23 protein-coding genes are annotated in these 26,724 nt (G+C 26.0%); 15 read left to right on the top strand and 8 right to left on the bottom strand.

Annotated elements, in window-relative coordinates; all coding sequences use genetic code 4:
* The first annotated feature begins 1,054 nt into the window (after positions 1–1,054).
* The 11 genes from MPUT_RS00120 (at position 1,055) to MPUT_RS00070 (ending at position 10,220) form a co-directional block, all read left to right on the top strand.
* A complete protein-coding gene (locus MPUT_RS00120) occupies positions 1,055–1,648 on the top strand; it encodes an ECF transporter S component family protein (protein ID WP_014034787.1) in 594 nt (197 codons plus the stop codon).
* An 86-nt stretch (positions 1,649–1,734) separates the two neighbouring features.
* Positions 1,735–2,526, top strand: coding sequence for an SPE_1075/MLC_0560 family membrane protein (locus tag MPUT_RS00115; RefSeq protein ID WP_014034786.1), 792 nt, complete (start codon positions 1,735–1,737; stop codon positions 2,524–2,526).
* A 251-nt stretch (positions 2,527–2,777) separates the two neighbouring features.
* On the top strand, positions 2,778–4,046 hold the full coding sequence (gene serS, locus MPUT_RS00110; protein ID WP_014034785.1) for a serine--tRNA ligase: 1,269 nt from the start codon (positions 2,778–2,780) through the stop codon (positions 4,044–4,046).
* A 78-nt stretch (positions 4,047–4,124) separates the two neighbouring features.
* Entirely contained in the window at positions 4,125–4,745 is a 621-nt protein-coding gene (locus MPUT_RS00105; protein WP_014034784.1) for a chromate transporter, read from the top strand.
* Positions 4,745–5,416, top strand: a complete 672-nt coding sequence (locus tag MPUT_RS00100; RefSeq protein WP_014034783.1) for a chromate transporter — start codon at positions 4,745–4,747, stop codon at positions 5,414–5,416. Before MPUT_RS00105 ends, MPUT_RS00100 begins: the two co-directional genes overlap by 1 nt.
* Positions 5,417–5,521: 105 nt before the next feature.
* On the top strand, positions 5,522–6,886 hold the full coding sequence (gene mnmE, locus MPUT_RS00095) for a tRNA uridine-5-carboxymethylaminomethyl(34) synthesis GTPase MnmE (protein ID WP_014034782.1): 1,365 nt from the start codon (positions 5,522–5,524) through the stop codon (positions 6,884–6,886).
* Between the two features lie 71 nt (positions 6,887–6,957).
* On the top strand, positions 6,958–7,416 hold the full coding sequence (locus MPUT_RS00090) for a hypothetical protein (protein ID WP_014034781.1): 459 nt from the start codon (positions 6,958–6,960) through the stop codon (positions 7,414–7,416).
* A 264-nt stretch (positions 7,417–7,680) separates the two neighbouring features.
* Complete coding sequence (locus MPUT_RS00085) at positions 7,681–8,076, top strand: hypothetical protein (RefSeq protein ID WP_238523147.1); 396 nt, start codon at positions 7,681–7,683, stop codon at positions 8,074–8,076.
* Positions 8,077–8,416: 340 nt separating this feature from the next.
* Positions 8,417–8,842, top strand: a complete 426-nt coding sequence (locus MPUT_RS00080; RefSeq protein WP_014034779.1) for a lipoprotein — start codon at positions 8,417–8,419, stop codon at positions 8,840–8,842.
* 632 nt (positions 8,843–9,474) lie between these two features.
* Complete coding sequence (locus tag MPUT_RS00075; protein WP_014034778.1) at positions 9,475–9,759, top strand: lipoprotein; 285 nt, start codon at positions 9,475–9,477, stop codon at positions 9,757–9,759.
* A gap of 140 nt (positions 9,760–9,899) precedes the next feature.
* Positions 9,900–10,220, top strand: a complete 321-nt coding sequence (locus MPUT_RS00070; protein WP_014034777.1) for a hypothetical protein — start codon at positions 9,900–9,902, stop codon at positions 10,218–10,220.
* A 148-nt stretch (positions 10,221–10,368) separates the two neighbouring features.
* Here the strand turns inward: MPUT_RS00070 and MPUT_RS00065 are convergent, their stop codons facing one another.
* The gene (locus MPUT_RS00065; RefSeq protein ID WP_014034776.1) at positions 10,369–12,138 is read right to left on the bottom strand and encodes a DUF262 domain-containing protein; all 1,770 of its coding nucleotides are present in this window, start codon (positions 12,136–12,138) and stop codon (positions 10,369–10,371) included.
* A gap of 163 nt (positions 12,139–12,301) precedes the next feature.
* Positions 12,302–12,901 (bottom strand): FMN-dependent NADH-azoreductase, encoded by a 600-nt coding sequence (locus tag MPUT_RS00060; RefSeq protein ID WP_014034775.1) that lies wholly within the window; start codon positions 12,899–12,901, stop codon positions 12,302–12,304.
* Between the two features lie 78 nt (positions 12,902–12,979).
* Between MPUT_RS00060 and MPUT_RS00055 the strand changes: the two genes are divergently transcribed.
* The 4 genes from MPUT_RS00055 (at position 12,980) to MPUT_RS00040 (ending at position 17,432) form a co-directional block, all read left to right on the top strand.
* A complete protein-coding gene (locus tag MPUT_RS00055; RefSeq protein WP_014034774.1) occupies positions 12,980–13,780 on the top strand; it encodes a TatD family hydrolase in 801 nt (266 codons plus the stop codon).
* A 16-nt stretch (positions 13,781–13,796) separates the two neighbouring features.
* Positions 13,797–14,036, top strand: a complete 240-nt coding sequence (locus MPUT_RS00050) for a hypothetical protein (protein ID WP_014034773.1) — start codon at positions 13,797–13,799, stop codon at positions 14,034–14,036.
* 394 nt (positions 14,037–14,430) lie between these two features.
* The gene (gene pfkB / locus MPUT_RS00045; RefSeq protein ID WP_014034772.1) at positions 14,431–15,381 is read left to right on the top strand and encodes a 1-phosphofructokinase; all 951 of its coding nucleotides are present in this window, start codon (positions 14,431–14,433) and stop codon (positions 15,379–15,381) included.
* A complete protein-coding gene (locus tag MPUT_RS00040) occupies positions 15,372–17,432 on the top strand; it encodes a PTS fructose transporter subunit IIABC (protein ID WP_014034771.1) in 2,061 nt (686 codons plus the stop codon). Before pfkB ends, MPUT_RS00040 begins: the two co-directional genes overlap by 10 nt.
* 141 nt (positions 17,433–17,573) lie before the next feature.
* On the opposite strand, the gene gyrA is transcribed toward MPUT_RS00040, so the two are convergent.
* The 6 genes from gyrA to dnaA all read right to left on the bottom strand — a co-directional run bounded on the left by gyrA (position 17,574) and on the right by dnaA (position 26,724).
* Positions 17,574–20,060, bottom strand: a complete 2,487-nt coding sequence (gyrA, locus tag MPUT_RS00035; protein ID WP_014034770.1) for a DNA gyrase subunit A — start codon at positions 20,058–20,060, stop codon at positions 17,574–17,576.
* A gap of 15 nt (positions 20,061–20,075) precedes the next feature.
* Positions 20,076–21,980 carry a DNA topoisomerase (ATP-hydrolyzing) subunit B gene (gene gyrB, locus MPUT_RS00030; protein ID WP_014034769.1) on the bottom strand — a complete coding sequence of 635 codons (1,905 nt, stop codon included), beginning with the start codon at positions 21,978–21,980 and terminating at the stop codon, positions 20,076–20,078.
* A gap of 658 nt (positions 21,981–22,638) precedes the next feature.
* Positions 22,639–23,430 carry a 16S rRNA (adenine(1518)-N(6)/adenine(1519)-N(6))-dimethyltransferase RsmA gene (gene rsmA / locus MPUT_RS00025; protein WP_014034768.1) on the bottom strand — a complete coding sequence of 264 codons (792 nt, stop codon included), beginning with the start codon at positions 23,428–23,430 and terminating at the stop codon, positions 22,639–22,641.
* Entirely contained in the window at positions 23,414–23,968 is a 555-nt protein-coding gene (rnmV, locus tag MPUT_RS00020) for a ribonuclease M5 (protein WP_014034767.1), read from the bottom strand. The genes rsmA and rnmV overlap by 17 nt, the downstream gene beginning before the upstream one ends.
* A gap of 57 nt (positions 23,969–24,025) precedes the next feature.
* Positions 24,026–25,153, bottom strand: coding sequence for a DNA polymerase III subunit beta (gene dnaN, locus MPUT_RS00015; RefSeq protein ID WP_014034766.1), 1,128 nt, complete (start codon positions 25,151–25,153; stop codon positions 24,026–24,028).
* A gap of 215 nt (positions 25,154–25,368) precedes the next feature.
* Positions 25,369–26,724 carry a chromosomal replication initiator protein DnaA gene (gene dnaA, locus MPUT_RS00010; protein ID WP_014034765.1) on the bottom strand — a complete coding sequence of 452 codons (1,356 nt, stop codon included), beginning with the start codon at positions 26,722–26,724 and terminating at the stop codon, positions 25,369–25,371.

Here is a 26,724-nt window from a genome sequence, read left to right as displayed (position 1 = left end):
AGTTTTTCGATAAAATGAGAGAAATTTAATATAAATTTAACCTATACTATAAAAATGATTAAAATAACTAAACATTTAAAAAAAGAGCAATCTATATTTAATAAACTTTAAATATTCAGATTAGTAAGAAATCCAATATCTTGTTTAAGTTTTTATTTTTAAAGCTAACAATAGATAAAACTATTAAATAATCATTGTACGCTGAACAATTTAATCTTGATGGCAGTTACTCTTGAATTGTTTTTTATTACTTGTTTGCTAACTAACACTACTAAAATTCTAAAATCTTAATAAAACAGATGAACATATTTATCTACTTTAAATACTTATAAGACTACTAACTACTAATATTTTAAGTTTTGTTGGAGTTAGATATAACTATTTAATAATGTTTAAATAACAAAATCCCATAGCAATTAAAACTAATCATTTAATAAAAAATAGTTAACAATCTACTGTTGGTATTTGTATATTTGTCCAAAACAGGTGTTAAGCATTAATTCTTAGATACTTGAATTAAGGCTTAAATAACATAGATTAAAAGAAAAAATCAAGTCAAAGAAACAACTTAATAAAAAAATAAATAATTAACTATGTCTAATATGCTATAGACACTAAAATAATCAATATTTACTATAAATAATAGTTGTTTTGATACTAAAATACTCCGTATTTTGTAATTTAAACTTTATTAAATATCAAAGCAATCTAACTTAAAGATTAAGTTTAAATAGTATCTTTGATCTTTAACATTTAATGGAAATATTCTATTCATTTGAAATTCATTACATTAAACAATGTCTAAAATATATAAAAACTTAATTAATTATTTCTTTGTTGCAAATGTAAAAATAATTATCATTACTTTATATCAAAGAATAAAAATTAATATTTAATCCAAGTTTTACGATAAAATGAGAGAAATTTAATATAAATTTAGTCAATATTATAAAAATAAAATAATCTAATAAATTAATTTAAAAAAAGAAAACTAATTAATAGTAAAGTTAAAATAATAAATTAATTAATATTCCTAAGAAAGAGAAAAGAAGAAATGATAACTAGAAAAAGAATGAATATACTTAATTGATTCTCACTCTTAAAAGATTTGAAATACATTATAACAACTGCAATAATAACCGCTTTATTAGTCACAATAGCTATAACCACTTCGATGATTGAAATTGGTATAGCTAAATTTCAAATAGCTGATGGTTTATTTTTAAGTCTTACATTTTTTATAAATGGACCTATGATGGCAATAAGCGGTATTTTATATTCAACAATATTTGATTTAGTTTCTGGAGGAGCAATTTTTATTCCTGCTTCGATTGTTATTCACTTACTAATGTTTATTGTTATAAAACTTTTAAATAAAAAAATTAATTTTATTTTAACTATTCTAACTGCTGAGCTAATGATATTTTTATACGTTTTATATGGTTTTTTACTAACTTGAGGGTCTCAAGATCTTTTAACAGCAAAATCTGAAGCAACTAAAGAGTTGATTGTTGATCTAATTCAATACTCTATTTCAGTTGCTTCAGCAATCGTTTTATACATATCTTTTTCAAACAAAAACGTGGTAAAAATCTTTGATAAAGTAAATCCAAATAACCAAGTGAATGACCTCAAAACTAAACTTTAGCTTAACTTTATTTTTAATTTGATATTTTAAAATTTAATTATTGCTTTATAATACATTAACAAGGAAAGAGAATAAAAGGGGGTTATATGAAAAAATTTATTATAGATTTAAAAGTAAATCATAAAAAGTATCTAATTAAGCTTGCTTGCTTAATTTTAGGTATATATATATTTTCACTTTCTATTGCAGTTTATGCAGTAACTGCAGTTGGAGCAAGCCAAGTGGATTTTACAAATTTTGCAATTTTAGGAATTTTTAGTAAATGAGACATGAGTACAGGTCTTGTAAATTTAGATTCATACAAATGAGCTTTATTTGCTTTATATGGATCTTTGCTAGTTTTGTCTGCTATATTTTTATCAGTTTCAATTTTCAGAAAGTATAAAAAAAATAAAGATAAAAAACTATGACTAGAATTAGTTGTTTTAATTGTTTTAGACTTAATTATTATTTTTACAATTCCTTTTGCAATTGATGGTCAAATAGCAATGTTAGGTGCAATTGGTTATAATGATTGAATGATTAAAACAACAGTATATCAGTATAGAACAATTTTCTTTTTGATTGCTTATATTCTATACATTGTTGGATTAACTTTCTGAGTTCATTCAGGATGATTAATAAGTCCGTACAACTCAATTAATACAAGTTTTATGAAGATGACTAATTTACCGTTCAACACTTCAAGAGTTTTAATGGATCTATTAATATTTTTACCAGGGTTAATATTACTTCTAGTAAATCCTGTTGCTTGAGAATTAAAGGGAAAATTCTTATTAAACTACCTAAATATAGGAACAATTATTTTTGTGTTTGCAACAGGGCCAATATTATCAAAGACATTAACGATGTTAAATAAAGTCACAAAAATATATTAAGAAGTTTAAAGTAGCTAAGACTACTTTTTTTAAATTAAACTTTATATTATTAATTTCAAAACTAAGATCACTTTTTTATGATCACAAAATACATTTATTAGTCTAACAAATTAATATTTCTAAACAATAATTAGTAATTGTTTATTACAGAACCTATAATTATCTATTAAGAAATTTTGTTATTAAAATATAAATTATATTATTTATAATATAAACATGTATTTAGCGTAAAATGACAAGGAGTTAAAGTGATGTTGGATATAAATTATATAGAACAGAACTTTGAAAAAGTTCTTGAGAAATTAAACATTCGTAATCAACAAGATTATAGAAACGATTTAGAATTTGTTGTTAATCAAAATAAACAAAGAAAAGAATTAATAATAAAAGTTGAAAAGATCAAAGCAGAAAAAAATCAACTTTCTAAAGAAATTGCTAATTTAGTTCGTCAACAAAATCAAGTTCAAGTATACCAACTTAAGCAAAAAATTTCTGAGATGAATTTAGAAATTGAACTACTAGATAATCAACTAAAAATAGTTAATCAACAATTAAATACTAAATTGTTATACATTCCAAATATTCCACACGAAAATATTTATTTTGGACATGATGATAATGATAATCTTGAAATTAAAAAATCTAAACACACTAAACTTGTAAAACACAATACAGCTCATTGAGAGATTGCAACAAAACTAGGATTAGTTGATTTTGAAAAAGCTACAAAATTAAGTGGATCAAGATTTTTGATCTATACAGGTTTAGGTTCTAAACTAGTTAGAGCTGTTGCTGATATTTTATTAACAAGACATGAAAAATATGGTTATAAAGAAATCTTCTGTCCCCTAATTGTGAATAGTGAAATTATGCAAGGAACTGGTCAATTACCAAAATTTGCTGAAGATATGTACAAAGCTGGAGAGCAATGATTAATTCCAACAAGTGAAGTTCCGCTAACAAACCTACATGCTGGTGAAATTCTTTCAAATGAAGCTCTACCAATTAAATATACTTCATTTACACAATGCTTTAGACAAGAAGCAGGAAGTGCTGGACGTGATACTAAAGGTATGATTAGGCTTCACCAGTTCAATAAAGTTGAGTTAGTTAAAATTGTTCATCCCAATCAATCTATGCAAGAACTAGAATTATTAGTTCAAGATGCTGAAGATATCTTAAATATTTTTGATTTACCATATCGTATTGTTGAACTATGTAGTGGTGATATTGGATTTAGTGCAACAAAAACTTATGATCTAGAAGTTTGATTCCCAGAACAAAATAAATACCGTGAAATATCATCTTGTTCAAATTGTTGAGATTTTCAAGCAAGAAGAATGCAAACAAGATTTAGAGATACTGATGGTGAAGTTAAACTTGTTCACACTTTAAATGGTAGTGGAGTTGCTATTGATCGTTTAATCGCAGCTATGCTAGAAAATTATTGAGATGGAGAAAAATTAATCCTGCCAATGATTCTAAGACCATACTTTGATAACCAAGAATTTATTAAGTAGCTAAGCAGCTACTTTTTATTTACAATTTATTCTAAAATTATTGTAGTAAATTAATCAAGTGTAAAAAGGAGTATTTTAATGGAAAATCAAGACAATTTCACTAAAAAACCGACTTTTTGAAATATCTTTTTTTTCATCCTTGCTATTACTTTTATAAGTTTTGGCGGTGGTAATGCAGTGATGCCTGTGATTAAACGTTATGCTGTTGATAAGTATCAATGATTAGACGAAAATGAATTTGAACATAACGTTATTTTAACAAATATGTTACCTGGACCTGCTGCAATTCAAACTACAGCTTATATTGCTTTTAAATCACTAAGTAAGTTTAAAGCTTATCTAGTTGTTAGTCTAGCAGCATTACCTCATACCTTGTTTGCTGTTGGTTTAATTTTTGCTTCTAATTATATTCCCACAAACTATTTAATAGCGATTCAAGTAGGAGTTTTAGTTGCAATTAGCGGTGCTTTAATTGGCTTTGGATGAAATTATTTTAAAAGAGGAATTAAAACAATGAAAATAAGTCTTTGAATATCTTTATTTTCAATTTCTTTAGCTTTTTCATTATTTATACCAAAACCATATAACATTCCAATACTAGTGATGATTTTAGTAATTGCAATTTATTCAACAGTTTTTATAATTAGATCTAAAAATTCAAATAAAAACAAAACTAAAAATGATAAGGAGACTAACTAATGATTTTAGCTCTTCTAGTTTCTCTTGTTATGATTACATTTATCTCTTTATCTGTTTTTGGTGGAGGACAAGTGTTTATGCCGATCTTTGCGTGATTATGAAGGTCATTGGCAACTTGATTTAATGTAAAAATTGATGAGGAATTTATAAACAATATTTTTGCTATTGCAAATTCAACTCCAGGTATTTTAAGTCCTAAGTTTGCTACAATTACCGGGTACATTGTTGCTAATGGTCAATGATGAGGATATTTTGCAATGATTCTGACTTATCTAGCTTTTGTTATTCCACCAATTTTTATGATGCAAATTGCTTTAAAATATTCAGAAAAATTTAGTGATTCGACTTTTTTTAAAAACTTAATTAAATTAATGAATCCTGTTGTTGCTGGAATCATTATCGCTCTAGCAATAGAATTAATTATTGGCACTATGTTTCCATTTATTGTTTTTAATCAATCAGCAGCAAATTATTGAGGGTTTGTTGATCCAAAAAGCCCAACAAATAAAATAAAATTTTTAAAGGGTTGAAGACAAATTGTTTTATGAATTTATGTACCTATAGGAGTTAGTTTAAGTACTTTTTTATATCTTAAAAAGATACAGGTTTTTGGATTAGTATTAGCAAATGTAATAATTGCTTTAATATTATTTCAACCTTGGTTAAACTAACTATTTTAAATTAAATTAAAAAAACTAAGTGTAAATCTATAAATTTCAGCTTAGTTTTTCGTATTAATAGATAAAGTATAATTTTATAAGAAAAGAGATAGTTTTATGATTAGTTTACAAGATACAATAGTGGCTCCTGCAACAAATATTTCAACTCAAGCAATTGCTTTAATTAGAGTTAGTGGAGATCAAGCTTTTAATGTGGTTAATAAACTTTTAAAACCAGAAAAACAACTAGCTACTAAAAAAGGAATCTTTTTAAGAAAGCTTTATTTTAATAACGAATTAATTGATGAAGTTGTGCTCACTTGTTTTGTTGCTCCTTACTCTTTTACTGGAGAAAATGTTGTTGAAATTGCTTGTCATGGCGGGATTTTAAATACTAATAAAATTATTAATATAATCATTCAATCAGGAGCTAGAATGGCATTAAAAGGTGAATTTAGTCAACGCTCTTTTATTAATGGAAAAATTGATTTAATTCAAGCAGAAGGAATTAATAATTTAATTCATGCTAAAAATGAACTAGCTTTAAAAATTGGTGTATCTAATATGAGTGGGGCTAACAATAAAGCTATTATCCAATTAAAAGACAATCTTTTAGATATTATTAGTCGAATACAAGTGTCAATTGATTATCCTGATTATGATGATGTTGAAGGATCAAGTGTTGAAGATTTAACTAAATTGTTAGAAGTAATTAACAATCAAATCAATAAATTACTAGTTAGATCTAAAATAGCGTTTAAAAACTCAGAAGGAATTCAAACAGCTATTGTTGGTCAAACTAATGTTGGTAAATCATCTATTTTAAATACTTTAATTAATGAAGATAAAGCAATTGTAACTGATATACCCGGAACAACTCGTGATATTGTTGAAGGTCAAATTAACTTAGAAAATGTTACTTTAAACTTAATTGATACTGCAGGAATTAGAAAAACTGATGATTTAGTTGAAAGTTTAGGAATCAAAAAATCTAAAGATTTAATTAATCAAGCTGATCTAATTTTATTTGTTGTTAATAAAGATAATATTGATGATCAAAATAATCAAGAGATTTTTGAATTATTAAATGATAAACCTTATATTTTAATAGTTAATAAAGCTGATCAATTAACAGAACAAGACAAAGAAAATCTGTTAGTTAAATATCAAAACATTGTCTTTACAAGTGCTAAAAATCAAGATATTGATCAATTATTATTTAAAATTAATCACATGTTTACAAATGAAGAAATTAAAAAAAATGATGAGTTAATTTTAATTGGATTAAACCAAATCGCTCTAGTTGAACAAATTAAAAATAAACTATCAACAGCACTTGATGTTATTAAGTCAAAAATGCCAATTGACATAGTTAATGTTGATTTGTATGATGCGTGAAATTTGTTAAACCAATTAATTGGTATTGAATATGAAGATGAAATTATTGATAACATCTTTAGAAAGTATTGTCTAGGTAAATAACATACATTAAAAAACAATCTTTTTGAAAGTGATAATATAAATAACGAGGAATGTTATAAATAAATGAAATTATGAAGAAATTGTTATCGATTTTAGGATCAGTTGGAATTATGACTTTAACTGGTATGGCTGCGGTTGCTTATCAAAATACAAATCGCACTAATAAACCTATAGCAAAAGTTTTGACTGATGAAGAAAACTTTCAGTTTATTAAAGATAAAGGACCAAAAATAGAAAAATTGTTACATAAAGTGAGTGAAGGCTCAGGTGAAACTAATCCTAATTTCACAGAATCTGAACACGACATATTGTCAATTCTTGCGAAAGTATATGAAATATATAAAGAAGCTAAGGGAATTAAAACGTTTAGTCAAGCATTAGAAGTTTTAAATAAAAAGGGAAATGGTTCATCACAAGATAAACAAGAATCACGAAGAGAGTTGTCAAATTTTTTAAAAGGTTTGGTTGGAAGTTATAATAGTAAAGAAAAAGAAATAGAGAGTTTCTTTCAAAAATATAATGTATCTTAATCTCAGCTCATCACTATTCATATTATGTTCCAAAGATCAACACATAATATGTTAAGCACATGAAATTAAGGTACTTTTATTTTGTAATATCTACTTTTATCCATGGTTTCTTACAAATAACTACTTATAGCAATTATTATATAACTACAAAATCTCTTTAATTTAAGCATTAAAAAGTAAAAATATTTAAAAGCGATGTTTATAAAAATAAAGAAGACGGGTTGGGGTTAAGTTATGAAAAAGTTATTATCAATTTTAGGAGAAATGACAATGATAATTTCATCAGGAGTGCTTGCAGTTGCCTGTACAAAAGTTGTTGGTTCTAGTAAAAATCATAAAGATAATAAAGATATGAAAAGAGAACTAACTGACGAAGAAAACTTTAAGTTTATTAAGAAAAAAGAACCAATGGTAGAAGAATTTATAATCAAATTGAGCGATAGCTCAAGCGATAATATACCCACTTTTACTGAATCAGAAAATGATCTAATATTAATTCTCGGAGATATCTACAATATATATGGAGAAGCCAAGGAAATAAATACATTTGAGAAAGCTGTGGAAATTCTAAGCAAAAAAGCTGGTTCATCTAAGGATAAAATTGAATCACGAAGAGAGTTGTCAAACTATTTAAAAAAGGTTAGTCAAAAGATATATTAGTAAAGAAAATCAAATAAAAGAATTATTTAAAAAGTATAAAATCTCCGTATCATAAGTTTTAGTTCGTAGTTAATTGAGATAGAAGCATAATATTAGAGCAGCTTGTAAGTTAATTTGTTTTGAATATTATAGAACTTTTATCTATTACATGATTTTTTGCTATTTGAAAGTAATTTTGCTGTTTATTTTACAAGGAAAATTTTTAATACATGCCAACCATTAACATAAATATCACTAATGATAAAAGAATCTAAACGCATAGATAATTCTTGCTTATCCTAAATATAGATAGTAATAAATATTAGTATAAATAATAAAAATAATAGAATAGGATGAAATAATGAAAAGATTTTTACCTGTTTTGGGAACAATAGGAATAATATCTTCAACTGGAATGATTGCAGTTGCTTGTACAAAAGTTGTTAAAATTTCAAGCAACGATGGCAATACAGACTATAAAATTTTTAAAGAAGTTGGTTCTTGATCTGAAAAATTAGTAGAAAAATTACTAAAAGAAGAAGAGAAAGCTAAAAAAATACTAGAAAGTGAAGAAGCAAGTGTATTATTTGAAATTTATACATTTTATACCAAGTCTAAGTCTTTTGATAGTTTAGAAAAAGCTGTTGAAACATTGACAAAAGGTATGACAAAAACCAAGGAAGAAATTAAAAAGCAACTACTAGAAGGAATAACAAAAATTTTAGAAAAATATAATAAATATAAGGATAAAATTGAAACATTACTTAAAAACAATCATATTTTTTAAATATAAAACACATTAGTACTTAGGAGACATAAATCTTTAATAAAGACAAGATAATTGCTTAAAAGATTAGTTATACGAGCGTTGCTGTTGTTATATTTAAAATTTGTCATATTTCCAAACATGCTGCAAAAATATTTCTAATAATCATTAATCATTTTAAAGAATTTAAAAATCTTTCTTTCTAAAAATCAAAGAGTGATTTTGTTGTTAATCAAAAATAGAAAAAAGTCTTGAGTGTTACAACTAAAGCAAAAAGTTGTTGATCAACACTTTAAAACTGGACAAAGTTATTAAACTCTCTAAGGCTAGTCGTCATCAACCTTATTTATTTTATTCCTATGAATTTAAAAACTAAGAGAGCCCACTCTAAATGAGCTAGTATTTTATCTTAGACTTAAAATTTCTAATACTTCTTTCATTAATTATTTAATATATTATTTTTCAATCTAAGAACATTTTTACCATAATAGCAGCTAAATTAAAGTCTTTATTTGATTATATATTATATAGATAAAAGTCATATAATTAGTTAAACATTTATTCTCCCTAACTTGTTGCACACTTGATTAGTATGAATTCTAAATTTTAAAATATGATATTATATGTATTGGTCGATAGAATGGAATGAAAATATGAAAAAAATGTTAACCTTCTTTGGAGAAATTGGAATGATAGCTTCAACTAGTGCGGTTGCAGTTTCATGCACAACTAAAGAACGTACACCTGAACAAGACTTTAAAATAATTAATGCTTTTGGAGAGAGACTAGAAAAATTGATTGAATCTGTAGAAAAAAAGGAGAAGAAGAAAAGAAGTAAAATTAAGAGTTCGAAATTAAGTAGCTTCAATGAATTTATAGAAAAGTTCAAAAAACCAATACAGATACTACTAAAACAACAAAATTTAAAGATGAATTAATAAAAGGCATGAGAAGTGCTATTAATGATTATTTTAAACACAAAGATGAAATAGAAAAATTATTTCAAAAATACAAAATTAACTAAACTATTATAATTAACAAAATATTTAATATTTAATAAATCAAAGGAGTGCTAATTGTGAAAAAAGCAGGATTACTTAGAAGAATACTTACCAATTTAATTGATGGATTATTAACTATAGTTACCTTAGGAATTTATCTTGTTGTTAGAATTGTTCTTTTCTTGCAAGGAAAACCAACAGTTGGAATGAAAGCAGCAAATTTAAACTACAGTAGTCCAAATAGAATGCTTTCTTTATTCGGTTTTTACATACTAGAGTCTCTATTTTTTATAGTGACTTTAGGTATTGGAATCATTATTGATTTTGTTAGAATAATACTTAAAAAAGGAACATTCGCTGAAAAGTGAGCAGATAACTACATTATTGTTAATAGTTAATTGGACTTGAATCTCTGGTGATTCAAGTTTTTTTATTAATTAAATTAATTAAATAAAAAGGACAAGATAACACTGGTATACTTGGCCTTTGTTATGGAATTAATTAAAAATGATTAGTCTTTTTATATCTGACTTTGTTATTAGTACTTTAAATTAAACTTGGATATTTAAAATATTTAATAAATTCTTCTATTAATTTATTAGTTCTTTCATCAATTTGAGCAAAACCTCAAATTTCATTTTCTTTAATATCCTTGGTTAAGCTTAATCCAAATAATTTATCTTCAATTTTTTCTTTTTTATACTTTCATTCTCTATTACTTATTGAAGAATTGATCTTACTAGTAACGAGTGTTAAGTTCCCAATTTTATTTAGATATTCTTTATGTTTCCTGTCTAATTCCGCCTCACTTAGTCCTTCAACATTTAGGTCTTTTATTCATTTTTCATTAAGAGTCTGAGGCATTAAATGTTCAATACTCAAAATATCTAAATTAGGTTGAGATGGGTTATCGATCTCTATTTTATTTAGAAATACTCTTAGATTTTTAGAATAAGCATTTATTCCATGCATTAATCTTCTTACTTGTTCATCATTTGGTATCATATCGGGTTCTTCAACTAGTAATTTTAATAATCTTTTTTCAAAATCAAAATAATCTGAAGATGATCTTTTAACATCTCTAAGTACTCTTAGAAAAAATTTAGAAAGTCTGTTGGTACTCTTATCGCAAAAATCTCTTCGCATTAATAAACTATTTATAAACTTTAATGCTCTTATGACCTGAGCTTCTTGTAAAACTTTGTCTTTTTGTCACAATCTAAACATTTCTATAATAAGAACCAAAGGAGCATTAATTTTTATGTTTCTAAACTCACTAATAAGTTCTCATAACTCATTTGAAAATTCTCGTTCTTTTTTGTCTTTGATTTTTATTTGTGAGTAGTATATAGCATAATCTGAAATTTGAGTTAATACTTCATTGGTAAAGTCTTCTATTTTCTTAATTTGATTTTTTTCTTGTTCTTTTTTAAATCAATCAACAAAAGCATTATAAATATTATCTATGTTATCGTATTTGTATGCATCTTTTTTAATAGCTAAAAATAGTTTTAGAAGTTCGTGAATATGATTATAGTCATTATTAAGTTTATCTTCTACTGATCATTTTAGGTTACGATTAAATTTCTCTTGATCATCGTTATCTTTAAGCTTCATTAATAAGAAGTTCTTTACTAAATCAAAAGTGTATAACCTTACACCAGTTGAATTAATTTTTTGAAATATTATCTGCGCATCATCAGCACTTTGTATTGATATAGAAACGATGTTTATTTTTTTAAAAATAGATAAAAGTTCTTCTCAACTGTATTTTTTTCTAAGTTCTTTAATTTGCTTGTAAACAGATTCAAAATTTTTATACGTGTTGGTGTCTTTTTCGGCTTGCTCTATTATTTCTAATCTTTCATCAGATATTTTTTTATAAACTTCATCATCACTAGTTTTATGAAATAGCATATTTTTTGAAGTAATTTGATTGTCTTTATTAGTAACTTTTAAATACTTAATTATAGTCTCGTTTAATGCTATGTTATTGATTTTTTCTTCATCTATTAGTTTTTTAATAGCATGTAAGATTAAAAATAAACTTGTTATTCTTTGTTGACCATCTATTATTTGTACTTGGTGATATTTTCTGTCATATTTTGGTTCTTGCAAATAAAATATCACTCCCAAAAAGTATTCTTTATCTTTTTGAATTAACACGCTTGTAATATCTTCTAATAATCTTTCAATGTGTTTTGTTGTTCACGTATATCTTCTTTGAAAAATAGGTATGTAAAAACACTTTTCTTTCATAGTGAAAAAATCATCTAAAGACTGTCTTATCGGATCTTCAATCACTTGTTGAATCATATAAACTCCACTTTTCTAATATTTCCTATTATTTTATAAAAATACAGATATCCAATTCAAGACAAATAATCAGATGAATAACAGTGTTTTTAACAATATTAAGCAAATATTAAAAAACCCAAATTTCAAAATCATAAGAAATCTGGGATTAAGATTTATTTAATTAAAATGTTTTAGCAGCTTGTTTAATTTCATCAATAATTGATTCTACACGTTCTGCTGGAGATAACTGACCAAATTCTCCGACTTTAACACCTGCTAATAAAACTGTTTTATTGAATTTTATTCCTAAAAATCCTAAAGCACCTTCAAGATATTGAGTGTGTGCTCCTCATGGATATCAACCTAGGGGCGCTCCTTGAACTCCTAGAATTTGGGCTTTTAAATTAGTAACTAACCCAATAGCATCACCTTTTTTAGAATACTTATATGAAAATGTTTCATTAGCTAAAGAAACATGATCAATAAAGGTTTTTAAAGTTGCAGGAGTTGAAAAATTATACATAGGACAAGCAATCACTAACTTATCAACACTTTTTAATAATTTAATATATTTAATAGAAGCTTCTTGTTTAAAAAAGGTTGGAAATTTTTGTTGAGTTAAAATATTAGTCCCAACTTCTTCTTTGTTTAAATCTATTTCAATAATTTCATCATTAGGATTTAATTTTTTATATTCTTCTAAAAATCTATTTGTTAAAGCAACCGAATTAGAAACCTCATCAGCTTGCACAGTTGTTTTTAAAACAAGAACTTTACTCATTTTATTCTCCTTATTATCTATTTATAGATATTATATGTTATTTGCTATAATTTTATTATATTGGGGTAAATTTATTTTATGCAGAATGATAAGATTTTTGACGCTCACATTCACTTAAATGATGACTATAAATACCAAGATATTAATATAAAACAAGTCTTAAATGAAGCTTATCAAAATCACGTTGGAGCTTGATTGTGCGCTAGTTATGATTTAACTAGTTCAAAAAAAGCCATAGAATTATCTGAAGAATTTGATGATGTTTATGCAGCTGTAGCTATTCATCCTAATAATGTTTCTAGTTATGATGATTTGGTGTTTGAACAACTAGATCAATTAGCAAAACATAAAAAAGTAATATCAATAGGTGAAACTGGTTTAGACTATTTTTATTCAAGAAAGAATATCGCTAAACAAAAAGATTTTTTCAAAAAGCATATCCAGTTAGCTATTAAACATAATAAAGTATTACAAATACATATTAGAGATGAAAAGAATCTTTACTCAGCATATGATGATGTCATTGAAATTATTAAAGGCTTAGATCATGTCGCTAAAGTTGTTGTACATTGTTTTTCAGCTAATGAAGAATACGCTAAAAAGTTTTTAGATTTAGGTTGTTATATCAATATTGGTGGGGCGGTTACTTTTCAAAATGCTAAGACATTACAACACGCAGTCAAAGCAATTCCTTTAGATAGATTATTGTTAGAAACCGATGCTCCTTATCTAACTCCACATCCCTTTAGAGGACAGATAAATTTTCCTAAATTTATTTACCTTACAGCTTTAAAGGTTGCTGAATTAAAAGGTATTAGTGTTGAACAAGTTATAAAACAAACAACTTTAAATGCTAAGAAATTATTTATAATTGATTAAAATTTGAAAGGTATTTATGTATAACAAAGAATATAAAAAAATAGCTAAAGTATTTATTATTATTTCGATGGTTCTTAAAGCAATTTTAATTATTCCCTTAGTTATGGGAATAATTACTTTAAAACAAATTGAAAAGAAATACATGACAGAAGAAGATAAAACTTTGATGGGGATTTTAAATATTTTATTTGGATCTACCATAGCTGGCATTTTCATATTAGTTGGCAAACCAATAAAAGATTTATCAGAAAGTTAATATAATAAAAAATCAAGCAATCCATACTTAAAACTTCTGTTTTCATTAATTATTAAAACAGTTGTTTTTTAGTTTATAAATTTCATTTGAAACTCTTAGAAAAATAAATATTTAAGTATTTCTACTATCAAAATATTATCTAAAAATCTACTAACTATATTATCTTTTGTAACTATACTGTTAAATACAATGAAATACTAAAATCTATCAAATTTTAAAATATAAAATATATATTTGAAAGGGAAAAACTAAAATAGATAAATAATTATAAAGAATATAAGAAATTAAAGAAACATTATAATATGAGAGTGTTTAGAACAAAAAAAGAACTAAGAAATCCACAATTAAAAATCTTAAATTTAAATGATTTACTTAATTAGTAGGAGAAATTAATATGATTTATACAATAACTTTAAATCCAGCAATTGACTATACTATAGAAACTAATGGTTTTAGTCTAAACGAAACTAACTATTATGATAATGCTTATTCACTGATTGGAGGCAAAGGAATCAATGTTGCGTTTGTTCTTAATAATCTAAAAAATAACGTTTTAGCAACAGGATTTCTTGGTGATGAAAACTTTGAAAAATTTAATAAGAAATTTAAAGAATTAAAATTAAAAAATAATTTTTTTCTATATCCGGGTAACACTAGAACCAATTTTAAGATTAAAGATTTATCTAATAATTTAGAAGTAGAGTTAAATGGATATGGACAAAAAATTGATAAAAACTATGTTAATAAGTTAATGAATTATTTAAAGAATAATTTAACAAAAAACGATATAGTTGTTGTCTCTGGTAGCATACCTAAAAACCTAGATTCAAAAATATATCAAGAACTTGGTCAAGTAATCAATCAAAAGCAGGCCTTATTTATTTTAGATAGTTCTAAAAGCGCTCTATTAAATGGTTTAAAATCTAAACCCTATTTAATTAAACCTAATATTGGTGAATTGTGTGCTATATTTGAAAAACAAGTTAAAGACTATGATTTTATAGAGATTCAGAAAATGATTTTAAAACTACGTCGCCTTGGAGCTAGAAATATCTTATTAAGTATGGGTTCTAATGGAAGCTATTTTTTCTCAGAAGATAACTCGATTTACAAGATAGGTATAGGTAAAGGTAAACTGATTAATTCTGTTGGAGCAGGAGATTCTATGCTAGCTGGTTTTGTTCATGGAATTGAGAATAATTTATCTCTAATTGAAACTCTAAAATACGCATCAGCGTGTGGTTCAGCAACGGCTTTTAACAAATGATTAGCGACAAGCAAAGACATAAAAAAACAAATTATAGAGATCGAAATTTGGAAAATAGAAGAAGGATTATGCAAGTAAAAAATTTATTTAATAAAAATACATCTTTTTTTAATAAAGATTTCAAAACTAAAGATGAAGTAATTGATTTTTTGAGTTCAGTTTTATTTGAACAAAATTTTATTTCTAACAAAAACGATTTTATAAAAGCAATTTATACAAGAGAAAAACAGGGATCTACTGGGGTTGGTGATGGTATTGCTATTCCTCATGCACTTAATAGTAATGTAAAAAAATCAGTTATAGCTTATATCAGTTTAAAACAACCTATTCATTGAGATAGTTTTGATAATAAACCTGTTGATTTAATTTTTATGATAGCAACTGATGGTAACGATACAAATGAACATCTAGATTCATTAGCTTCAATTTCAAGTTACTTAATGAATCCTGAATTTACAAACACACTTAGACAATCTAAAAAATTTTCAGATTTTACAAAAGTATTTGCCAACTTTAAGAATGAAAATAAAGAGTCAAAGGCTCAAAATAATAATTTTAAAAATAATTATGATGTTATAGCTATTACTGCTTGTCCTACCGGAATTGCACACACATACTTAGCTCAAGAAAAAATTTTAGAATATGCCCACAGTCTAGGAATGAATGTAAAAATTGAAACACAAGGTAGACGTGGTATCGAAAATGCTTTAACTGAAGAAGACATTAAAAATGCTAAGGTAATTATTCTTGCTCACGACAAAGCTATTGAAGGGATGTCTCGTTTTAACGGATATAAGGTTCTTGACACAAGCACTAAAGATGCTATTTACAATGGTAAAGAATTGATTAGTAATTTTGAAACCAACTCTAAAACAAAGTTGGTGAAAAATGTCAAAAAAGAAAGTTCAGCTGTTGGTGAACTAAGCTTGAAAAAATTTAAAGATTTTAAAAGTAATTTGCTTGGCGGAGTTTCTAGAATGCTTCCATTTGTTGTTGCAGGAGGAATTATATTAGGACTTGGATTTTTAATTGATTTTATTGCAGGTAATGCAACAATAGAAAATTCTTCAAACTTCGGAACTGTTAACCGTGTGGCTGGATGATTCTCTGCTGCTGGTAAAACTGCTATGATGATGATGGTTCCCATCCTTGGTGGATATATTGCTTATTCTATAGTTGGAGCACAAGGATTAATGCCAGGAATTGTTGCAGGATTATTAGCAGATGGTACTGGCTCATTTGCTTATGGAGCAAGTGGCAGTTGATCTGGATTATGAACAAGATTACTACCTAAAGGGTTTATTCAAACTAACTCTGGTTTTATAGGAGCTATGGTTGGTGGATATATTGCAGCATTTATAGTTTTTAGTTTAACAAAACTAATGACAAATTTCAAAAAATCATTTCAAGGAATAAGAGACATAGTGTTTATACCAATACTTTCACTATTACTAATATCTGTAACTATGTTTATTATTAACATACCTTTAGGATACGTAACACATGGTATTAAACTTGGTTTAACTTGAATGGCTAAAAATAATCTTTTAGTTATTTTAGGAGCAGTAATTGGTCTAATGATGTGTATTGATATGGGTGGACCTATTAATAAAATAGCATACGTGTTAGGTGTTGCATCAGTGAATCAAGAATTAGGTTCACAACCTATTATGACAAATATTATGGCTTCTTCTATGGCGGGTGGAATGGTTCCACCATTAGGAATTGCATTATGTACTATTTTATTTAAAAATGTTTGATCTTCAAAAGAAAGAGATGCTGCAAAAACTAATTGACTTATGGGTTCATTCTTTATTAGTGAAGGTGCTATTCCATTTATGATAGTAGATCCAAAACGTATTTCTGTTTCTTCTTTATCAGGTGGATTTATTACTGGGTTACTAGTTGGATTATTTAAAATCACCTTGCCAGCTCCACATGGTGGAATATTTGTTTTTCCTTTACTAAACTCAGAACTATTTAAAAACCCAAATACTGCTAAAGCTTTAGGAATTGCTTTATTTATAGTTGCAATTATCATAGGAACTTTATCTATGTCTCTTATCTTAGGTTTTTGAAAGAAATTTGACATACGAAAAGGTAAATTGCAAATTGTTGAAATTAAATAATCTAATTAAAACCTCAATTTAATACTACATATTAGCATTTTAGTAAGATTTTTAAAGTATTTAAGAATCTTACTTTTTATTTGTTTTTTATTCTTTTTTTAAAAACAAATAAAAAAACCGCTAATCTTAGCGGTTAAGTTATTATTCTTCATCTTCAAAATCGTCAAAATCTTGCTGGTTTTTACGATATTCTAAAGTAATTGCTTTAATTTCTTGACCTTCATCTAGTCTAATCGCTTTAACTCCTGTAGCTGTTCTAGATAAAGTTGGGATGCTAGAAACTTTAGTTTTAATAATATTTCCATCACTTGAAACAATAACAATTAAATCGCTTTCTCTAGCAGGTATTAAGGCTTTGAATTTACCTGTCTTATCATTTAAATTCATTACTTTGATACCTTTGGTGTTTCTATTACTAATTCTATAATCATCAACTGAAGTCTTTTTAAAAATCCCTTTACTTGAAACAGTAGTAATATGAGTTAATTTAAATGAACTTACAGCCCCAACTACAACATCATTATCTTCTAATTTAATAGATTTAACTCCAGCTCCAGTTCTAGACATTGATCTTATTTTATCTTCTTGAACTCTAATTACTTTTCCTGATTGGTTAGCAACAAAAACACTATCTTGACCAGTTGTTACAAATACTGAAACTAGTTGATCATTTTCTTTTAAAGTAATAGCTTTTTTTCCATTTCGATTAATATTATCAAATTCAGCAATTTTAGTTCTTTTAATCATTCCATTTTGAGTTACAAAAGTTAAATAGTTAAATTTTTGTTTAGTATTTCTTAAACATAAAATAGCAGTTATTTTATCTTCAGCTGTTAAGTCATTTAAAAAGTTAACAATTGGTAATCCTCTTGAAGTTCTTGAATATTGTCTGATGTTATACATTTTTGTTCTAAACACTTTTCCTGAATTAGTGAAAAATAATACTCAGTCTCTTGCCTTGCCCATTGTAATAATATCAATAGGGTCATTTGGTTCAGCATTCACACTAACTCCACGTCCACCACGTTTTTGCGTTCTAAATTCATCAGGATCAATTCTTCTGATATAACCTTCTTCAGATAATAAAATCATTGTTTTAACATCAGGAATTAGTTCTTCATCTTGAATGTTAATTAACTTATCATCAATGATTGATGTTCTTCTCTGATCACCATATCTAGCAACTATCTCATCTAACTGCTCTTTAAGAACATGGTTTTGTTCATCTTTATTATTAATTAACTTATCTAAATAAGTTAAACGTTCTTGAATAGATTGCATTTCATTTCAGATTTTTTCTCTTTCTAAAGCAACTAATCTTTGTAAACGCATTTCTAAAATAGCTTTATTCTGCTCATCATCAAATTGATATCTATCAGTTAGTAATTGTTTAGCTTCTTCAGTAGTTTTTGCTGATTTAATAATTTCAATAACTTCATCAACATTACTTAACACTTGATGTAAAGCTTGAAGAATATGATGACGTTTATTTAATTTATTTTGTTCAAATATAGAACGTCTAATAATAACTTGAATTTGAAATTCTACATAGTTTTTAATAATTGACTTTAAATCTAATAGTACAGGTAAATTATTATGTAACGATAATAAATTAATAGTAAAACTTGATTGTAAGCCAGTGAATTTATAAAGCTTAGATAAAACTACATCTGGATTTGCATCGCGTTTTAAATCGATTACAATTCTAATTCCTTCATAGTTAGATTCATCTCTAATATCAGCAATACCTATAATTGTTTTAGTTTTAACTAGCTCAGCAATTTTTTCAATAATTTTTGACTTGTTGACTTGATAAGGAATTTCAGTAATCACAAAACGATTGTGTTTAGCAGTTTCTTCTAATTCTACTTTGGCACGAATAATTACTCCACCACGACCTGTTTTATAACCATCTCGCATTTTTTGACCATTAGTCATTAATGCTCCTGTCGGAAAATCAGGACCTAAAATATGATTATCTAGAATTTCATCAATTGAGATGTCATTATTATCGATATAAGCTTTAAGAGCGCTGACAACTTCACCTAAATTATGAGGTGGAATAGAAGTAGCCATACCAACAGCAATCCCAGTCGCTCCATTAACTAACAAGTTAGGTAAATAACCTGGTAAATAAGCAGGTTCTTTTTCACTAGCATCATAATTATCAACAAAAGGAACAGTTTCCATATCAATGTCTTTGATAATGTAGTTTGAAATTTTTGCTAGTCTTGCTTCAGTATAACGCATTGCAGCAGCACCATCACCATCAATTGAACCAAAGTTACCATGTCCATCAATTAAAGGATAACGATAAGAAAAGTCTTGAGCCATTCTCACCATTGATTCATAAACTGCACTATCTCCATGTGGATGATACTTACCAATTACTTCTCCGACAATTCTTGCTGATTTTTTGTGCGGCTTATCTGCTGTAATTCCTAAATCATTCATAGCATAAATTATACGTCTGTGAACTGGTTTTAAACCATCTTTTAGATCAGGCAAAGCACGACTAACAATAACACTCATTGCGTATTCTAAAAAGTCTTTTCGAACTTCTGCTGCTATATCAATTGGTGATATTTTTCCATGATAGTGATCTTGGTTATTATTTTGATTATCCATTATCGCTTTTCCCTTCTAAATATCAATGTTTTCAACAAATCTGGCATTTTCTTGAATGTAATTTTTTCTTAGTTCTGGATCTTCACCCATTAAATCAGAAAAAACTTCATTAGCTAGAGCTGCATCTTCTAAAGAAATTTGAAGCATTGTTCTTTGTTGGGGATCCATTGTTGTTTCTCATAATTGTAAAGGATCCATTTCACCAAGACCTTTGTAACGCTGAATGCTAAATTTTGTGTCTTTAAAGGTATTATTTTTTAGTTCTTCTAATTCTAAGTCAGTATAAGCGTATTCAACATGTTTTGAAGATTCAATTTTATATAATGGCGGCTGAGCAATATAAACGTTTCCGTTTTTGATCAACTCTTTCATATATCTATAAAAAAATGTTAATAACAGAATTCTAATGTGTGCTCCGTCAACATCAGCATCAGTCATAATTACAATTTTTCCATATCTTAATTTTGAAAGATCTAGTTCTTCTTTAATACCTGTTCCAATTGCTGTAATAATTGATTTAATTTCATTATTCGCAAAAGCTCTAGCTTCAGTAACACGCTCAACATTTAAAACTTTACCTCTTAAAGGTAAGATTGCTTGAAAACGTCTGTTTCTTCCTGTTTTAGCACTACCACCTGCTGAATCTCCTTCAACTAAATATAATTCAGCAATACTTACATCTTTACTTTCACAATCTGCTAGTTTACCTGGTAGAGAAAATGAATCTAAAGCAGATTTTCTTCTTGTTTCTTCTCTTGCTCTTTGAGCAGCAATTCTTGCTTTTTGAGCATTAGCATTTTTATCTAAAATTGCTTTAGCATCTTCGGGTGATTTTAATAAAAATTCTTCAAATGCTTGACCAACTATTTCATTGACAGCTTCTTTAGCATCAGGGTTAGCTAACTTTGTTTTAGTTTGTCCTTCGTATTGAGGATCTGTATGTCTTACTGAGACAATACATACCATTCCCTCTTTGATATCATCTCAAGAGTACTTACCATTAGACTTATTATTTTTAATAACATTATCAGCATATCTATTAATATCTCTAATTAGTGCTTGTTTTAAGCCATCTTCATGACTTCCACCTTCCATAGTATTAATATTGTTAACAAATGTCACTAGGTTTTCTTGATAATCTGAGTTATATTGCAAAGCTACTTCAACTTCGATATCCTTATATTTTGCATCAACATAAAAAATGCTTGGATTAATAACAGTTTTAGATTCATTTTTTTCTTTGATATAATCTAAAATTCCATTTACAAAAAGATAATCAACAGTTTTATCAATTCTTTGATCAGTTAAAGTAATTTTTAAACCTTTATTTAAGTAGGCTAATTGCTTTGCTTTGTTTCTAATAACTTCATAATCAAAAGTAGTAGTTTCTAAAAAAATTTCTGGATCTGGTTTGAATCGAACTCTGGTACCTTTTAATTGGGTAAAGCCTAAATTTTCTAGTTCTGTTTCTTCAGTTCCACCTTTACTAAACACTTGATGATAATGTGTATTTTCTCTATAAACATCAACATCAACATATAAAGATAAAGCATTAACTACACTTGCTCCAACTCCGTGAAGTCCACCTGAAATCTTATAACTTTCAGAGTCAAATTTTCCTCCTGCGTGTAATTGAGTAAATACTAATGAAAGTGCAGATTTACCAGTTTCAGCATTAATCCCAGTAGGAATACCTCTACCATTATCTTGAATAATGATTTCACCATCAACAGTAATAGTAATATCAATTTTATTAGCATAACCATCCATTGCTTCGTCAACTGAGTTATCTAATATCTCTCAGACTAGATGATGTAATCCTGTTTTTGAAGTTGAACCAATATACATTCCGGGACGTTTTCTAACAGCTTCTAAACCTTTTAAAACTTTTATCGATTCAGCACCATATTCTGCAGACATTTTCTTCATCCTTTCATTTAATTTTCTTTTAAAATGACATTAAAAAATAACGCAATAAAAACGCTTTTAATACATTATAATTATACCCCAAAACCACTATAAAATATCTTTTAAATTTATAGCTAGCAAGCTTAAAAAAGACCTTATTTATTCCTAAAAAAATAAGAATAAATAAGGTCTAAAATTATGAAATATTTTTGATAAATTAAAATTTATATTTTTATTATAAGAAATTAAAATACTAATTATTAAATCTTTTAATCTGTATTAGACAAACTGTATATAAAGGAATTACAAGACAGTGAGTTAAAATTTTTCTAAACGAAAATAAATGTAAGAGAAAATTAATTAAATATTGAAAAACATAAATAAAATTTAAATATTTAAAGAAAACAAATGAAATTATTAAAAATATATAAAATTTTTAAGGATAACTAAAACTAAAAATAAAGAATATTAAGGTTAAGAGTTTAAAAAGAACTATGTTTATTATTGTATAAAGATTCAGCTTAATTATCCTTAGTATTTAATTATACACTTATTTTTTGCTTTTTAGAAATCCTTGGCACTAAAGTTTTAAGTAGTTAGTGATTTAGCGATCATGATAAATAGTTACACTCATCAAATAAAGGTTTTACAAACTAAATTTGAGCTTGTTTTATATGATATTAAATAAGCTAATAAACTCGTCTAGACTTAATTGTTCTGGACGTTTTTTATAATCAATTGCTACTTTATTTAGATAAGCTAAAGCCTTGTTCTTATCATTTGTTAGATTCGTTAAATTGTTTAAAATGGTTTTTCTTTTATTGTTAAAAAGTTTACGAACAAATTCAATAAATTCTTGTTGATCTTTAACTTTAGTTTTGTGTTGATTGTTAAAAGTTAAAGAAACAATTGCTGAATCAACTTTAGGAATTGGTCTAAACATTCCTTTAACTACAGTAAACTGATATTTTCTATCAGCAAAAAATTGGCTAACAACAGAAAGATTATTATAGTTTTTTTGTCCTTGAGTAGCACATATTCTTAAAGCTACTTCTTTTTGCATCATAAATACGGCTTTAGTTAATAAGTGACTAACATTAAAAGTTTTAAATAAAATTTCACCAGTTATATAATAAGGCATATTAGAAATTACTGAAACATTTTTAAAGTGATATTTTTCAATAATTGTTTTAAAATTAATAGTTAAAACATCAGCTAAAACAATTTCAAAATTAGCAGAATTAATTTTATTTTTCAAAACCATTTCTAAGTCGGGATCTATTTCAATAACAACAACTTTTTTAAAACGTTTGACTAACTCTGCAGTCAAAGCTCCTGTTCCAGGACCTATTTCAATAACTAACTGATCAAATTCATTGCCTAAAACATCAACAATTTTACTAATCAATTTAGGATCAGAAATAAAATTTTGACCAAAGTGTTTTTTAGCTTTTATTTGCATTTGCCTCTCCTAAGATTTCTTTAATTTTATCTACATCTAAGTTCATTCAATTCAACCACTTAAATAATGTTTTAGAATTAATAGTTGACTCGAAATTAAAATGATCACAAATTTTAACTCTATTGGCTTTTAAATAAAAATCATTTTCAAGATATTCATTTCAAGAAATAGAATTATTATTTTTATCATAAGTGACTAACTTTGATAAAGCATTTTTAATAGAATGTTCATCAGCTTGAGCAAGTCCAATTTTTTTAGCTTTTTTATTGATATCTTGTTTGGTAATAAAAGCATTTAAAACTTTATTATCTAAATAAGCGATGATTTGTTCTCTTATCTTTTTACCTGGACCATCTGGATCAGTAAAAATAATTATTCCAACTGTATTATTAAATTCTTTAATCAAATCTAAAGTTTTTTGATTTAAACTTAATCCCTTAGTTTCAATTGTTTTAATTTCATTTCCATAAATTTGTTTAAGTTTTTGAGTATCGGTTTTACCTTCAACTACAATCACTTGTTTAATTTTATTAGTCATATATTCATATTCTATATAAGTATTTAACTTTATCAAATAAAAAATCCAGCTAGTGGACTAGTTAGCTATAAATGTTGGAAGAATCACTTGTTTTAAATCTTGATCTTTTGAGTTATTTAAAACCATTGGCTTAGTTGGATTAATTAATTTTAGTTCAATTTTTTCTTCATCTAATGTTTTAATAGCATCAATTAAAAATCTAGTGTTAAAACTTATGGAAATATTTTTATTTCCTTGAATTAAGAAATTATCAAATTCTTCTTCATATTTTCCTACTTCAGTAATAGAAGTTTTAAAGTAAATTTTATGATCATCTACTTTAATGTTTACAACGTTTGGCGTACCATCATCAGTTGGAAAATCAAATCTTGATAATACTTTTAAAATTACTTTTTGTTTTACAGTAATAATTGTTTCAAATTCTTTAGGAAGTGCAGATTCAACATTAGGAAATTTTGCATCTATTAGATTTGATTGGAAAACTACATTATCAATAACAAAAGTAATATAACCTTCAAATAAAACAATTTTTAGACTTTTAGCATTATCTAATAATTTAGGTAATTCATTAGCAGTTTTAAAAGGAATTGTAATATCTATACTTTGATTGTGTTTTGAGCTTGTTGATAAAACTTTTTGACTTATTCTAAACGAATCAGTTGCTGAAAAAATTACTTTTTCTTGATTAAGTTTTAAATTTAACCCTGTAAAAATTAGTTTTTTACTATATTCATTCATAGAAATATTTACTTGATAAATCGTTTTTTTAACTTCATTAGGATCTAGAACTATTTCTATGCCTTTTTCTCTGAAACCAATTAAAGGAAAATCTTCAGCATTTAATACACTAACATTAAAATCAGAATTATTAGTTTTAATAATTAGTTCATTATCTTCAATCATTGATATGTTAATTAATTGATCATCTAATTTTCTTAGCATTTCTAAAACGTATTTAGGTTTAATTAAAACTTTACCTTCTTTTTTAATTTCTAAATCAGAATTATTTGTATCTAAAATACTTTTAAAAGATAAAATACCATTACTTGAAATAATACTTATTTTTTGATCTTCAGCACTCAAAAAAATACCTGTCAAGCTAGGATTACTACTTTTTGGATCAATAACTTTATAAGCTTTTTGCAAATTATCTAATAACATAATTCTATTAATTGAAAAATTCATGTTTTGATACCTCGTTAATTGATTTAATTATCTCATAATCAAATATTCTATTTATTTGTTTGAACTTAAGAAACAAATTTTAATCAAAACTATCAAATAATCAAAAAATATCTTATTACTCTTTCTTATTTACTAATTATCTAATATTTATTCTTATTAAGGTGCCCATATGTGGATAAGAATTAAAATATTAGATACTAATTAGAGTTTCTTAATTATTTTGTTAAGATTTTACTTCTTAAGTTATCCACAGTTTTTTTGAATTGTTTATCTTCTTTTAAAAGTCTAAGGATTTTTCTTTCTGCACTTATAACTGTTGTATGATCTCTGCTTCCAAATTCTTCACCAATTTGTACTAAAGTATGGTTTAGAATGTCTTTAGTTAAATACATGGCAACATGTCTTGCAATAACAACTTGTTTTGCTCTGCCTTTACCTTCAATAGCATTAACACTAACTCCATATTTTTCAGAAACAACTTCTTTGATTTTTTTAACGTTTAAAATTCCGAATTTAGAAGTAGGAATCCCTTTAAATAACTCAGTTACAGTATCGATTGTTATAATTGTTTGATCGGGATTTAGTTGTGATCAAAAATTTAATTGAGCAATTGATCCTTTAATTTTTCTGACATCATCAGCATAATAATTTGATAAAAAGTTAATTGCTTCAGCAGTAACTTCTAAGCTAATATTTTGATCTTTTATTTCTTTTTTAATGATAGCAGTAGCTGTTTTAATATCTAGACTTTTAATAGGTAAACTTAATCCCATATTAAATCTTGTGATTAATCTATTATCAAACCCGTTTAACAGTTCGGGAGACTTATCACTCGAAAAAATAAGTTGTTTGTCATTTTCTATAAAATTGTTAAAAACTGTGAAAAAAATTTCATTTGTTTTTTCTTTTTTGCTTAAAAATTGGATATCATCTATGATTAAAACATCATTTTCTAGTAAATCTTTTTTGAACTCTTCGATCTCTTTATGTGTTTTTTGCAAAACATCAGCTACTTTTCTAGCAAATTCTTCAGCGTTCATATAAGCAATTTTTAATTCTAAAAAATTAGTTTGCATATAGTTTTTAGCTGATTTTAGAATGTGAGTTTTTCCCATTCCAGATTCACCATAAATAAATAAAGGATTATAAACAACTCCTGGTTCATTAGAAACTGTTTTAGCTGCTATAAAAACTTGTTCATTACTAGGCCCAACCACAAAATTATCAAAAGTGTTTTGATTAGTTTTTTTAGATTTTTTAATAAAGTTATTATTAGCTTGCTTTATTGTGTTTATTTGTTGATCAGTTTGTTCTTTTTTATATTTTTTTTCATCTATAAAACTTAAAAAAATATTATGACCTAACTCTTGTTTAATAGCTTCTTCAATAATTCCTTCAATATGTTTAATTGTTTTAAGACCAAAAGAAGATTTTACAACTAAAAGATAATCTACCGTATCTTTTTTATACAACTTAGAAGTAGAAATATATTCGTTATAAACATCAACATCAATATTTTCATTTTTCGATAGCGATAGTTTAATTTTTCTTAATAATTCCTTATCTTCCAT

The sequence above is a fragment of the Mycoplasma putrefaciens KS1 genome, from assembly GCF_000224105.1.
Classification (GTDB): Bacteria; Bacillota_I; Bacilli_A; order Mycoplasmatales; family Mycoplasmataceae; genus Mycoplasma; species Mycoplasma putrefaciens.
The sequence above is the reverse complement of the archived record's forward strand: the minus strand, read 5'-3'. Positions and strand labels throughout refer to the sequence as shown.